This window comes from Helicobacter pylori, assembly GCF_003637665.1.
Classification (GTDB): domain Bacteria; phylum Campylobacterota; class Campylobacteria; order Campylobacterales; family Helicobacteraceae; genus Helicobacter; species Helicobacter pylori_CK.
Genome location: NZ_MVWR01000004.1, coordinates 1 through 14,035, shown reverse-complemented (window position 1 = coordinate 14,035; position 14,035 = coordinate 1). Strand labels below are relative to the sequence as shown.

The 14,035-nt window shown below is 37.2% G+C and carries 10 protein-coding genes and 2 pseudogenes; 6 read left to right on the top strand and 6 right to left on the bottom strand.

Annotated elements, in window-relative coordinates; all coding sequences use genetic code 11:
- Positions 1-3: 3 nt before the first annotated feature.
- Positions 4-177, top strand: coding sequence for a flavoprotein oxidoreductase (locus EAL49_RS03945; RefSeq protein ID WP_240461645.1), 174 nt, complete (start codon positions 4-6; stop codon positions 175-177).
- Here the strand turns inward: EAL49_RS03945 and fliW are convergent.
- On the bottom strand, positions 157-546 hold the full coding sequence (fliW, locus tag EAL49_RS03940) for a flagellar assembly protein FliW (RefSeq protein WP_001915750.1): 390 nt from the start codon (positions 544-546) through the stop codon (positions 157-159). The two genes, EAL49_RS03945 and fliW, sit on opposite strands and share 21 nt — an antisense overlap.
- A 405-nt stretch (positions 547-951) precedes the next feature.
- On the opposite strand from fliW, the gene EAL49_RS03935 reads away from it, so the two are divergent.
- From EAL49_RS03935 to EAL49_RS03925, 3 genes are read left to right on the top strand one after another with little or no spacing between them, the layout of a single operon-like run.
- Entirely contained in the window at positions 952-1,614 is a 663-nt protein-coding gene (locus EAL49_RS03935; protein ID WP_120829082.1) for an outer membrane protein assembly factor BamD, read from the top strand.
- 42 nt (positions 1,615-1,656) lie between these two features.
- The gene (gene lon, locus EAL49_RS03930) at positions 1,657-4,161 is read left to right on the top strand and encodes an endopeptidase La (RefSeq protein ID WP_120829080.1); all 2,505 of its coding nucleotides are present in this window, start codon (positions 1,657-1,659) and stop codon (positions 4,159-4,161) included.
- Positions 4,162-4,169: 8 nt separating this feature from the next.
- Complete coding sequence (locus EAL49_RS03925; RefSeq protein ID WP_120829078.1) at positions 4,170-4,997, top strand: prephenate dehydrogenase; 828 nt, start codon at positions 4,170-4,172, stop codon at positions 4,995-4,997.
- A 330-nt stretch (positions 4,998-5,327) separates the two neighbouring features.
- On the opposite strand, the pseudogene EAL49_RS03915 reads toward EAL49_RS03925, so the two are convergent.
- From EAL49_RS03915 to EAL49_RS08420, 4 genes and pseudogenes are all read right to left on the bottom strand, one after another.
- Positions 5,328-6,191: pseudogene (locus tag EAL49_RS03915) on the bottom strand (DNA/RNA non-specific endonuclease).
- A 118-nt stretch (positions 6,192-6,309) separates the two neighbouring features.
- Positions 6,310-8,162 (bottom strand): annotated as a pseudogene (locus EAL49_RS03910) (DNA methyltransferase).
- Complete coding sequence (locus EAL49_RS03905; protein ID WP_240461647.1) at positions 8,156-10,666, bottom strand: DEAD/DEAH box helicase family protein; 2,511 nt, start codon at positions 10,664-10,666, stop codon at positions 8,156-8,158. Before EAL49_RS03905 ends, EAL49_RS03910 begins: the two are co-directional and overlap by 7 nt.
- Positions 10,644-10,802: a type III restriction endonuclease subunit R gene (locus EAL49_RS08420; RefSeq protein ID WP_120829074.1), complete on the bottom strand. Its 159-nt coding sequence runs from the start codon at positions 10,800-10,802 to the stop codon at positions 10,644-10,646. The genes EAL49_RS03905 and EAL49_RS08420 overlap by 23 nt, the downstream gene beginning before the upstream one ends.
- A 116-nt stretch (positions 10,803-10,918) precedes the next feature.
- Here EAL49_RS08420 and EAL49_RS03895 point away from each other — a divergent pair, with 116 nt between their 5' ends.
- Complete coding sequence (locus EAL49_RS03895) at positions 10,919-11,767, top strand: biotin synthase (RefSeq protein WP_120829072.1); 849 nt, start codon at positions 10,919-10,921, stop codon at positions 11,765-11,767.
- Entirely contained in the window at positions 11,767-12,645 is an 879-nt protein-coding gene (locus EAL49_RS03890; RefSeq protein WP_120829070.1) for a YihY/virulence factor BrkB family protein, read from the top strand. The genes EAL49_RS03895 and EAL49_RS03890 overlap by 1 nt, the downstream gene beginning before the upstream one ends.
- A gap of 662 nt (positions 12,646-13,307) precedes the next feature.
- On the opposite strand, the gene EAL49_RS03885 is transcribed toward EAL49_RS03890, so the two are convergent.
- Entirely contained in the window at positions 13,308-13,811 is a 504-nt protein-coding gene (locus EAL49_RS03885) for a pyruvate kinase (protein ID WP_120829068.1), read from the bottom strand.
- Between the last annotated feature and the right edge of the window lie 224 nt (positions 13,812-14,035).

The following is a 14,035-nucleotide window of genomic DNA, read 5'->3' as shown; positions in this document are numbered from 1 at the left end:
GTTTTGGATTCAATTAAAGCGCTGTTTTTAGCGTTGGTTATTCTAAAAAATAACCGCTATTATACCATAAGAAAACCGCTCGCTTGTATTTGCAAAAACACCGATGCATTGCACCATAAGCTTAAAGAAACGCTTTATTCAAACACCACTCATGCATCATTCATGCGTGTGGCTTAGAATATTCTCTCTTAAATGGTAGTGTGGGTATTTGTTAGAATCCAAAACCACTTGCCCCATGAGCTGCTTGTCCAAATTGAAAATTAAAGGGGCTAAATAATTCACGGTGGAAAGCTCAATGGGGGTTTGAACGACCATGATATTAGCGACTAGAACGCTCTTTGCTCCCTCTAATTCTAAAAGGATTTTTAAGGGGGTAGGCACTTCAAATTCGTATTTTCTTAAAGCAAAGGGATTGACCAGCGTGAAAGACACGACAGAATTGTCTTCTGCACTATTCAAACGCAAAAAGATTTCATCAACCTTTTGCAAGTGCATTTTATGAATGGTTTCAAACCCTAATATAGGCGCTTTCACATCAAAAAGCATAGGCGATTGCATTCCCTTTAAAAAAGCACAAAATCTTCTCCTTAAAGAATAAAAGACCGCCTTAAAACCAGCGCTCAATGATTTCTAAACTAAACTCTGTATTATATCAAACAATTTTGGTAAAATCAATTTTTGCTAGTTTTGGGTATAATCCCAATAACTTAACCATGATGGAAGTTTAACTGAATCATTATAAAATATAATAAGGAGTAAGAAATGAGCAAAATAAAACTACAAATCAAGAAAAATAATCCCAGCAAATCTCATTTTAGCGATGGGTGGAATGTTTTTGGTGCGGCTGGGTTTGATTTGGAGAAATGGTGCTGACATTATTCGGTGGGAATAAGAAAGATAAGAAAAAATAACCATGATTATTCAAAAATTCAATTTTATAAGACAGGTGGCATGCGTTTAAAACACTTTAAAACTTTCCTTTTGATCGCAATGGCGATTATTGTGATAGGTACCGGTTGCGCGAACAAAAAGAAAAAAAAAGATGAATACAACAAACCGGCGATCTTTTGGTATCAAGGGATTTTGAGAGAAATCCTTTTTGCTAATTTAGAAACAGCGGACAATTACTATTCTTCTTTACAGAGCGAACACATCAATTCCCCCCTTGTCCCAGAGGCGATGCTAGCTTTAGGGCAAGCGCACATGAAAAAGAAAGAGTATGTTTTAGCGTCTTTTTACTTTGATGAATACATCAAGCGCTTTGGGACTAAGGACAATGTGGATTATTTGACCTTTTTAAAATTGCAATCGCATTATTACGCTTTCAAAAACCATTCTAAAGACCAGGAATTTATTTCTAACGCTATTGTGAGTTTAGGCGAATTTATAGAAAAATACCCTAACAGCCGTTACCGCCCCTATGTAGAATACATGCAAATCAAATTCATTTTAGGGCAAAATGAGCTCAATCGCGCGATCGCGAATGTCTATAAAAAACGCCACAAGCCCGAGGGCGTGAAACGCTATTTAGAAAGGATAGATGAGACTTTAGAAAAAGAGACTAAACCCAAACCATCGCACATGCCTTGGTATGTGTTAATTTTTGATTGGTAGGATATTTCAAAACCATACAAATTTATAACAGAGAGATGAAAAATGACTGAAGATTTTCCTAAAATTCTGCCTTTATTGGTAGAAGAAGACACTTTTTTATACCCCTTTATGATAGCTCCTATTTTTTTGCAAAATAACGCGAGCATTAAGGCGGTGGCTTACGCTAAAAACAATAAATCATTAGTCTTTATTGCATGCCAAAAAGACAAATTGAACGATAATGAAGCCCCTTATTATGATGTGGGGGTGATAGGCTCAGTGATGCGTGAAGCCAACATGCCTAATGGGCGCGTGAAATTGCTCTTTAATGGCATCGCTAAGGGGCGTATTTTAGAGCCTGCTAAAGAAAACGAGCAAGGCTTTTTAGAAGCTCAAATAAGCCCTATTGAGTATTTAGAATACGATAAAGAAAACATTCAAGCGATCGTGGAAGTGTTAAAAGAAAAAGTGATCACTCTAGCCAATGTCAGCTCACTCTTCCCTCCGGATTTGATCAAGGCTTTAGAAGACAATGACGATCCTAACCGCATCGCTGATTTAATCGCAGCGGCCTTGCATTTAAAAAAAGATCAAGCGTATTCTCTTTTTGCGAACAACAACACCGAACAGCGTTTGTTGGATTTGATTGATATTGTGATAGAAGAGACTAAAACCCAAAAGCTCCAAAAAGAAATCAAATCCAAAGTCCATCAAAAAATGGAGCAAACCAATAAGGAATATTTCTTAAAAGAGCAGCTCAAACAAATCCAAAAAGAGCTTGGCACAGACAAACAGCGAGATGAAGATTTAAACCAATACTACCAAAAATTAGAAAGCATCAAGCCTTTCTTGAAAGAAGAAGCGTTTAAGGAGATTAAAAAGCAAATTGACCGACTGAGCCGAACCCATGCGGATAGTTCAGATAGCGCGACTTTACAAAATTACATTGAAACCATGTTAGATGTGCCTTTTGGGCAATATGAAAAAAAAGCGCTTGACATTAAGCATGTCAAAGAGCAATTGGATAGCGATCATTATTCCTTAAAAAGGCCTAAAGAGCGTATTGTAGAATACTTTGCCACCATGCAGCTCTTAGAAATGCGCCACAAGAAAAAACCAGAAAAAAAAGACAAGGCTAAAGGCACGATTTTATGCTTTTATGGGCCTCCTGGCGTGGGTAAAACGAGTTTGGCTAATTCTATCGCTAAAGCGATAGAGCGCCCTTTAGTTCGAATCGCTTTAGGGGGATTAGAAGATGTGAATGAATTAAGAGGGCACAGACGCACTTACATAGGCTCAATGCCCGGGCGTATTGTCCAAGGGCTCATTGAAGCCAAAAAGATGAATCCGGTCATGGTTTTAGATGAAATTGATAAGGTGGATCGAAGCGTTAGGGGCGATCCAGCGAGCGCTTTATTAGAGATCTTAGACCCTGAGCAAAATATCGCTTTTAGGGATCATTACGCGAATTTTAGCATTGATTTGTCGCAAGTGATTTTTATCGCTACCGCTAATAATATTGACAGAATCCCGGCGCCTTTAAGGGATAGAATGGAATTTATCAGCGTGTCCAGCTACACGCCTAATGAAAAAGAAGAAATCGCTAAAAACTATCTCATCCCCCAAGAATTAGAAAAGCACGCCTTAAAGCCTAGCGAAGTGGATATTAGCCATGAGTGTTTGAAACTCATTATTGAAAAATACACCAGAGAAGCGGGCGTTAGGGATTTACGAAGACAGATCGCAACGATTATGCGTAAAGTGGCTTTAAAATACCTAGAAGATAACCCGCACAAAAAAGGGCGAACCAAAAAAGGTGAGGATCAAAAAAGCGGAGATAAAAAAGGCGAAAATGAAGAAAACGAAAAAAGAGGTGGAAACAAAGATTTCTGCGTCTCTGTCACGCCCAGCAACCTTAAAGAGTATTTAGAACGCATGGTGTTTGAAATTGACCCCATAGATGAGGAAAATAAAATCGGTATCGTCAATGGTTTGGCATGGACTCCAGTGGGCGGCGATGTGCTTAAAATTGAAGCGCTTAAGATTAGAGGCAAGGGGGAATTGAAACTCACCGGGAGCTTAGGCGATGTGATGAAAGAATCCGCCATTATCGCTTTTTCTGTTGTCAAAGCCTTATTGGATAACGAAACCTTAAAAGCGCCTAAAATCCCTAGTGAAACCGATGCAGAGAATAAGAAAAAGAAAAAAGCGCTGAAAGTTTATAACGCTTATGATTTGCATTTGCATGTCCCTGAGGGGGCTACGCCAAAAGATGGCCCAAGCGCTGGGATCGCTATGGCGAGCGTGATGGCGAGCATTTTGTGCGATAGGGCTACAAGAAGCGAAGTGGCAATGACGGGCGAATTGACTTTGAGCGGAGAAGTTTTACCCATAGGAGGGTTGAAAGAAAAATTGATCGCCGCTTTTAAAGCCGGCATTAAAATCGCTCTTGTTCCTGTCAAAAATTACGAAAGGGATTTAGATGAGATCCCTGCTGAAGTGCGAGAGAATTTAAACATCGTTGCGGTGAAAAACATCGCCGAAGTGTTAGAAAAAACTTTGCTTTAGAATCTGGCATGAAAGCAGGCATTATTGGTTTAGGGCTTATGGGGGGGAGTTTAGGGTTGGCCTTGCAAGAATGGGGGCGTTTTAAAAGCGTTATAGGCTATGATCATAACGCCTTGCATGCTAAATTGGCTTTGACTTTGGGGCTTGTAGATGAATGCGTGGAATTTGAAAAGATTTTAGAATGCGATGTGATTTTTTTAGCTATTCCAGTTGAGGGCATCATTGAATGTTTGAAAAAAATGACTCCCGTTAAAAAAAGTGCAACGATTATTGATTTAGGGGGGGCAAAAGCGCAAATCATTCACAATATCCCTAAAAGCATCCGTCAAAATTTCATCGCCGCGCACCCCATGTGTGGGACAGAGTTTTATGGCCCTAAAGCGAGCGTTAAGGGGCTGTATGAAAACGCTTTGGTGATATTGTGCGATTTAGAAGATTCAGGGGCTGAGCAAGTAGAGATCGCTAAAGAAATCTTTTTAGGCGTTAAAGCGCGCTTGATTAAAATGAAATCTAGCGAGCATGACACCCATGTGGCTTATATCAGCCATTTACCCCATGTTTTGAGCTACGCTCTAGCTAATAGCGTTTTAAAGCAAAATGACCCAGAAATGATTTTATCCTTAGCGGGTGGGGGTTTTAGGGATATGAGCCGTTTGTCTAAAAGCTCGCCTTTAATGTGGAAAGATATTTTCAAACAAAACCGAGACAATGTCTTAGAAGCGATTAAAAAATGCGAAAAAGAAATTGCACAAGCTAAGGTCTGGATAGAAAATAACGATTATGAAAGCCTTGCAGAATGGATGGCGCAAGCGAACAAACTCCAGGAGTTCATGTAAAAAATAATTTAAAATTTTGTATATTGTTGTTTTTAGGGGTGCGAGGAGCGAAATGGGGTATTTGGATTGTTTTTATGGATTATAGGCTGTTTCATATGGATAGTATGGATTTACCCAGCAACCAGCAAACAACCATAAGAGATTATCTTAAACCCGGATTCATTGTTGTGTTTGCCATAATTGTAATAATAATTCTTGTCTCATTCCTCCAACGCCCATAAAACCCTTATCGCTTCTAATAAAAAACCAGTTTTAAGCCGTTTAGAAATTTGTTTTCTTAAACCTTTTTATCCAAAATACCGGTGTTTTACGGGCATTTTAAGAGCGGTTTTAATATTTCTTAGCGTTGTTAAGATACTTAGGCAATTCATTCAACTCAGTGTTTTTATTGTTTTTAAAAACCACTTGCTTTTCAACCCGCTCGTATTCTTTACAATCTCTTCTCATTTCTTGTAAGGGATAGTTTTGGTTGTCATTAGGGATATAAAAGCATTCGCTTTTAGCGTTTTCATAGCTATCCGTTAGGCTTATATCATAGTGGTACCAAAATCCGCTAGGGATAGCGATATTTTTAGAGCTAGAGGTTCTATAACCCTATTTGATGATGGTGAGCTCTTCTACTAAAACTTGATGGTATTTCCTGGCCAAATTACGGCCCTCTTTTTCCACTAATAAAACAGAATGCCTGTTGGTGTTTTTGGCTTCAGGGGTGATATTAGTCGTTCTGTAAGTCTCTCTTAAAGGGTTAGAGGCAAAATCAAAAGAAGCGTCATTCGCCACAAAATGCCCCCTATCAAAACCGCTTCTGGTGTAATCTTGTGTCGTGGCTTGTTGGTATTTGGCTAATCGTGTGTCCGTCTTAAACTCATAGCGTTTTTCAATATTATTTTTATCCACTAAATCCCCAAACAACACGCTCACGCCATAAATAGGGTTTTTTAACTCGCTAGAATAACACACCGAATAGAAGTTATTTTTTAAGACTTTACAATCAATGTTAATGAGCATGCCATTAGCGTTATGAGTGGTATTGTGGTTTTTAGTAGGATTAGCGCTATTGACTTGATCCTTGATTTCATTAAGCTTTTTAGTGGTGTAGCTGTTAATGGCCTTAGTGAAATTATCCAGCATGTCCGCTTGGAGCCAACTCATAGCGATCAGGATAAAACAGAGCCAGTTTTTAAAGGTTTTCATGTTTTGCTCCTTGTTGGTTGGCTTGAATACTACAATAATATTTTTAATCGTTTATTTTTGCCCACTAAATAGGCGTAGCGTTTTGATGCGTTAAGTGGCGCGCGTTGAATGATCAAACTTAAGAATAAAAAATTTCATTGTATTTTTTAGTGCTTTCATCTATCCCCCATGCGTCTTCGTCAATATCGCCCAAGTTCAAATAGTCTTCGTTAGAGTCTAAAAGATCGTAACAAATCCTTTTTTGCTCGTTTAAATCTAAATTGTGGAACTCTTCGCTATGGATTTCATCCATCTTACAATCGGCGCGTTTTAAAAAACGCTCATTAAGAGCGTTAAAGATTTTTAGGCATTCGCTCGCGCTGTTAGCGTTAAGGATTTGTTTTTTAATTTCTAAATTCACTTCTTTCAATTCAGCATAAACAAAACTCCCGCCCCCTTTAAAATTATATTTTTTAGAAATGCCCCCTTGCTCGCCCTCTATGACTTTTTTTAACCTTTCTTTGGTGATCGTTTCTATGTAGTCCATTTGCTCGATGCCAATGTAGCGGCGTTTCATCTTGTGCGCCACCGCGCAAGTCGTCCCGCTCCCAGCAAAAAAGTCTAACACGAGATCGTTTTCGTTGGTAGAAATTTCTAAAATGCGTTGGAGTAGGGCTTCGGGTTTGGGGGTTGAAAATAAATCGGTATTTGAATTTGCAAAAAGGACTTTTATTTCACTTGTAGCTTTTATATTTGTGGTAACCCCACATTCTGCATTAAAAACATTGCTTGCCTTTACTTCCCTATCGCCTTTTCTAATATATCTCATAGAAAACTCATCGCTTTTTATCACAAAAGTTGTGCCTTCTTTCACTTCGTCATCCAACTTGTCTTGTGTCCATTTAAAAATTTGGCGTTAATTCTTACCATGTTTGAATTTGTTTTATTTACTATTCTTAAATCATCAATTAATTCCATTTTATTAAATTTTGTAGGCTTAATCACTCCCTTAAAGGTTTTAAAATATATGGAATTTGGTGGAAATTGTAAAGTTCTCTTTACATTTACTTCATTTAAAATAGGAAAATCTTGTCCTTCTTCAGCCATATCCCCATTGAAAATAAGCCCAAATTTAGTTTTTTCATAGCACAAAATATACTCTGTTTTTATGCGTATTCTTGATAAGCTATTACTTGTCTTTTCCCACACAAAACAAGCAATAAAATTCTCTCTCCCAAAAATCTCATCCATTAAAACTTTTAAATAAGCTTGTTCGTTGTCATCGCATTGCACAAAAATCACGCCATCATCGCTTAAAAATTCCCTAGCCGCTTCAAGCCTGTTTTTCATAAACACTAGCCATGAGCTGTGGTTGAAATTATCGTTGTAATTAAAGCTGTCATTACCCGTATTATAAGGAGGGTCAATGTAGATGCATTTCACTTTTTTAGCGAATTTCTTTTTTAAAGAATGAAGGGCGATCAAATTATTGCCTTTGATAAGGTAGTTCGTGTTTTCATCTTTTAAAGCGTTTTCTAGATCGCCCTGTCCATGCATTTCAAAACGGCACAACACTTTTTTTTGTAAAAGCGTGTCAATTTTGCTTTTATGCAGTATTTCATGGTAAAAAAGCTCGTTAGATTTGGTGTTGTTATCTTTAGCGTTGCCGAGTAAAACATTGTCTTTAAAAGGGAAATTCAAAACGACTAGTTCGCTGGATTTGATAGGGCGTCCTTGTGAATATAAGCCTATTTGATTTTTAAATCGTGTATAAGAATTTTCTAATTCTCTTGTTTCTAAACATTCTAATAACGCCTTTTCATTAAACACGAGCGAGTTGGCGATAGTTTTAAAAAAGTGTTTTTTATAGCCGTTAGCGTTTTCATTCTCAAGCATGAAAATTAAAAGCCTTTCATCATGCTCTATGATTAGAGTTTCTAAGCGTTCTTTAGTGAAATGATTGATTAAAGTGTCTAGTAGGTTTTTTAGCATTCTTGGTCCTTAAAAATTTGATTGAAGGCGGTTGTAAATTTTTCTTTTACTACGCCATTATGGAGCGTGAAAAAGGGTAAGCCTTTTAAATGGAGCTTTTTGTTGTGGCTTTTGAGCGTGGCGTTTTCTAGCATTTCTAAAAATCCTTCTTTCCAAGCGTTAGAATGCTCTAAATGCTCGCCCTTAACTTCCATGTAACAAGTGAATCCTAAAAATTCATCTTCATGCGTTTGAGCGAAAAGGATAAAATCCGGCTCAAAACCTTGCGGGTACCGAGAACCTTTTATGTTGCAAAAAACTTTTAATTCAGCGAAATGATCGTTCCTTAAAACGCACCACTCTTTGAATTTCTTGTCTAAAACCTCTTTATGGTCGTTGATAAAACCTAAAAACTCCCTTTCTAAATCGCTGTCTAATTTTCGCATGTCTTTAAAAAGCAGCCATTCATAAGTGTCTTTTTCCAATTCGCTAACGCTAAGGCTTCTTTCATGCGTTTCAAATTCTTTTAATTCTAGTGCGCTCACATCGTATTTATCTTGCTCTTTAAAAAGCGTGTCTTTTAGGTTTTCAATGAGATACACAGCGAGTTTTAAAAGGATTTTGTTGTCATCAAACTTTTGGTTTTTATGGAAGTTTGTTTCTAATGGAAAGATATATCGCTTTATAAATTCCACTTTATTGTTGAAAGCATGCTTTTTAAAAGCCTTTTTAAGCCTTTTAAAATCCAGTTTTTTTAAATTCAGGGCTTTTAAAAAATAATTTATAGGGATTTTATCTAGGGTATGGGGTATAAAATAAGTTTTATCGCCTTTATCTTCTTCTTTAAAATCCACCTTTTTTTCACGCACGCCAGAACCAAATAAGGGAATATGCAAACTTGTGAGTTTGACTTCAATAGGGTCTGTATAGTCTTTATTAAATAAGTTTTTATTTTTTTCTCTTTTGTTGCTCGCATAGTAGCATTTGAAACGCTTGGTGGGTTTTAAAGGGATAGTCTGTTTTTCATTTTCAAATCCTAAACCTAAATCTCGTAACTCTTTTTTTAATTGAGCGATAAACTCGCTGTCATAAATGGCATGGTAGTCTAGTCTCTCTAACGCGCTTAAGGGGTTAGAGAGGTCAAATTTGCGTTGGTAAAACTCTATGCGATTTGGTTTAAAATCCTTGTAACTAAAGGGGTAATATCTCGCTCCTCGCCCTATGAGTTGGGCGTCTTTAATGGTGTCTTTTTGATTGGCTTTATTTTTAAGCCTGACAATGTCAAACAAATTCAACACATCCCAACCCTCATTGAGCTTGTCCACGCTAAAAACCACTCTTTTAGGGTTATCCCTGTCTTCTAAGGAGTTCAATAAAAGCATGCTCTTTTCTAATTCTTTTTCGTTATTGGTGTTGATCTGAACGCTTTCTTTGAATTTCGTTTGCAAGAATGCGGCAAGGTTGGGGGTGTGGTTTTTTCCATCAAAAAAGTTTTTAGCGTCTTTAAAAAAAGCGTTGTGGCTGTATTTGAAAAAATTTTCTAAATCTAAAGGGCTTAGATTTTCCAAAAAGGCGTTGAAACGCTTTTGATTGTCTTTACTCTCTTCAATCCTTTCGCTTTTAAACAAAATGCATGGTTTAAAATGTTCAATGTTATGGTGTTGGGCTAGTAATTCTTTGTATAAACTTGAAACGCATGCCCCTAAAAAGCGCGTTTCTAAGGCTTTATTTTCATAAGAAAGGGAGTAGATGTTTTTGCAAAATCTGTCTTCGCTAAATTTTTTTAAGGTGTAAGTGATCGCCTTTAAATTTTCATATTTTTCTTCAACGCTTTTTTCTTTAGGGATAGTGGCGCTAAATTCCAGCAATAAATTGTCTTTGTTTTGTTCTAGGGCTAATTTCACGACGCTTTCCCAATTGCGTTTTTCACTAGCCTCGCTATCATTCAATTTCTTTTTGGTTTCTGTGTTTAAATGGTGCGCTTCATCCGCTAAAAAAACTAATTTTTGATCTTTTAAATCCTCTATGGTGATAGCGTTTTCTTTAGCTTTAGTGAATAACGAAAACAAGCCTTGAATGGTGCTGAAATAGATATTGATAGCGTTGTTATGGCTCTCGTTTAAATTGTTGATGCTTTTAATTTCTATGTTTTCACTTTCTGTGTTTTCATCATTGATATTGATATTGATGTTTTCACTAAAAAGGTATTTTGATGAGGCGCTGTCTGTAAAATTCAATTTCGTTTTTTCTAAAATGCTGGTGCTGTTTACAAAAAAGATAAAGTTTTGATAGCCTTGTTTGTAGCATTCTAAAATCAAACCCGCCATCACTAAAGTCTTACCGCTACCGGTCGCCATTTCAAACATGAAATGTTTTTGAGTTGGGTTAAATTTTCGTCTTTCTAAATAATTGTGTATCGCTTGCTTTTGATAATCTCTAAGCTCTTGTTTTAAATTGCTTGTGATGTGGGTGGGTAGCTCTATGCTTTCATTATTGGGCGCGTTACTTAGCGCGTGATCTTTTATGGCTGATTGGGGGGGGGGGGGTAACTTTAAACGAATAGTCTTGCATAAAATCCCTTAATGAAAAAGTGGGGAAATTATAGCGTAAAGTTTTAAAATTAGTTTTAGGGGGCGAGCTTGCACTTAAATTTAAAATCAAATAAAGTTTTAGTTTTATATTTAATGAAAATAGAGCCTTTAGATTTCAAAGCGCTTCTTTTTCTTTGCTATAATCAATCTCAAAAAAACCAACTTTTTTAAAACAAAGGAATGATTATGCAAGAGATTTTTTTATGCTCCATTTCCAATGTGCGCAGTGGGGATTGCAAAGAAGATTGCGCTTATTGCACGCAAAGTTCGCACCACCAAGGAGCGATCAAGCGCTATAAATTTAAAGATGAAAAAGTGGTTTTGCAAGAGGCTAGAGCGTTAAGGGAGCTAGGGGCTTTAGGGTTTTGTTTGGTTACTTCAGGGCGCGAATTAGACGATGAAAAATGCGAATACATCGCTAAATTAGCCAAAGCGATCAATCAAGAAGAATTAGGCTTGCATTTAATCGCATGCTGTGGGCGTGCGGATTTAGACCAATTAGAGTTTTTAAGAGGTGCAGGCATTCATAGTTATAACCATAATTTAGAAACTTCGCAAAATTTCTTCCCCAAAATCTGCTCCACGCACACATGGGAAGAAAGGTTTATCACATGCGAAAACGCTTTAAGAGCGGGGTTAGGGCTATGCAGTGGGGGGATTTTTGGGCTTAATGAGAGCTGGGAAGATCGGATTGAAATGCTTAGGGCGTTAGCTTCGCTCTCCCCGCACACCACGCCGATTAATTTTTTCATTAAAAACCCGGTTTTACCCGTTGATGCAGAGACTTTAAGCGCAGATGAAGCCCTAGAATGCGTGCTTTTAGCCAAAGAGTTTTTGCCTAACGCTAGGCTTATGGTGGCTGGAGGGCGTGAAGTGGTATTTAAAGATAACGACAAACAAGAAGCCAAGCTTTTTGAATACGGCATCAATGCGGTGGTGTTAGGGGACTATTTGACCACCAAAGGCAAAGCCCCTAAAAAAGATATAGAAAAACTGCTCTCTTATGGCTTGAAAATGGCGACAAGCTGTCATTAATGAGAGAACTTTTTAAAAGCGTTAGAGGGATTTTTTTCCTTTTTAAGATGATTTTCCCCATGCGCTTACAAAACGCCTTTTTGGGGTTAAGCGAGTTGTTTTACTACGCTTCAAGCTTGAGTTTTTATACGATTTTGTCTTTATCACCCATTTTGTTGTTTGTGTTTAGTCTTTTTGTGTCTAACTATATGCAAGCGCACAGCGGTGAAATGGAAGCCTTGATTTTCCCTAACGCCCCCAAACTCATTGGCGCGATCAAGGATTTTTTGGAAAACTTTAAAAAAACGGACATGACCTTAGGCACGCTTGAAGAGGTGTCTATTGTGGTGGCGTTGGTGTTGTTTTGTGAAAACTACCGCTCCATTGCATCAAAAATTTTTCAAGCAAAGCCCAGAGATTATGCGCATTTTAAGGGTAAGGAAATCTTTTTGTTTTGGGGGTTTGGCACGACCTTAGCGTTTTTATTCGCTTTGCCTTTGGTGGTGTTTTTTGACATTAAGATCCAAATCTTTTTTGAAGATAAAGATTCAAGCCTGTTGCATGTTTTACGATGGATAGGCACTTATGCGTTTTTTTTAATCCTTTTTACCATTCCTACGAATAAGGTGTTTAAGCATTATTTTTGGGTGTTTTTGTGGGTGTTTTTTACGAGCATTTCTTGGCATGTGTTAAAGTGGGCTTTCACTTATTATGTGTTGTATAACCGCACTTACCATGAGCTTTATGGGAGCGTTTCTATTTTGTGGTTTTTGATGAGCTGGGTGTATGTGAGCTGGCTTGTGATTTTGATTGGCATGTATGGGTGCAAGGTGTGTGATGCATTCGATCCCAAAGAAGTGTTTAAGAAATTTTTAGGCTTTTTTAAAAAAGAAACTTGATGAAAAAAGTTTTCTTTTAGATCGGTTCTAAAAATCTAAACGCAAACCCCACAACACCCCAAACTAGAACAACTTAAAAACAAAAGAAATAAAAAAGCAACACTAACGGAATAAAGAATAAAAATCTAAAAAGCTAGAAGCGTTTTTTACAATCAAACCAAAGAGATTAGTTGTAAGCGATAACTTTTTTAAAGAATAAAACTTTCTAAAAATATTTTCTTGGTGCTCTTTAGAATTTAAGTGCAGTTTAGGGATTTTAAAAAAACTTCATAAACTTCCTTTTAAAAGAAGCTTAGATAAGAGTTCTATAAATAATTACATTCTCTAAAGATTAAAACTTTTTTCTTAAATCCATGTTTAATTGATGCGGACTCTTTTCTCACCAAAGGTATTAAACTTTCTAAAAAATTGGATTTTAGATCTTATGTTATGATTTTAAGTTTTATTTTATCGCTTCAGATTTTATTTTGTTTTCAAACTCGTTTTCTTAACCCTAAAACCTTTGAATAAAATAATAAAACAACCAAACCCCTAAAAACCCCTAAACAAACAAAACAATGAGTCAATAATGAAATAAGATAAAAAGCAAGACTAAAAAACATTTCCCTAATCCCTGCACCGACCTACATTCCCACCCTTGCAAAGGGTAACATGTGAGATTTTTAAACTAAGACAACTCTTTCACCTTTGGCTTTTAAGGCTTCTTGCACCTTTTCATACCACCCCATAATGATTTGCGAGGTTTCTGTCCCCGGACTTACGCACTTATTTAAAGTGCCTCTACCCTGTGGGATCGTCTGCCCCTCTTTTGCCCAATCTAAAATCTTAACGGGTCGCCTGTAATGTATCCAATCCACTAAAGGGTCTTCTTCTTCGCTAACACATAATGCCCGATCTTTGTGAATGTTATACGCCCCGCCGATGACTTGTGCGAGCGCTACAAATTGTTGTCCATGCTTGATGGCTACAATGTCATTCACCCGCATCACTTCTAAAAAATCTCTAATTTGTCCTTTGCTCTCTTCCCAATCCGCTAAACCAATGAAGTGGTATTCTTCTAAAATTTGGTGCACATCATGCACATCCCATCTTACTTGCAGATGTTGCTGATGGATTTGCATGTGCCAAAATCCTTGAAAAGGAATGCTTGAAACATTTACGACCATAAAAACCTCCTAATTGTTGGTATTCTCTACCCATTTTCTTAATTGCCCATACCTCTCATCTCCAGAAACTGAGAAACTTTAGCGTAAAAAACTAAATAACCCCTAAACAAACAAAACAATGAGTCAATAATGAAATCAAATAAAAAGCAAGACTAAAAAAACATTTCCCTATCCCTGCACCGACCTACATTCCCACTCTTGAAAAGAGCAGTATTATCAGCGAT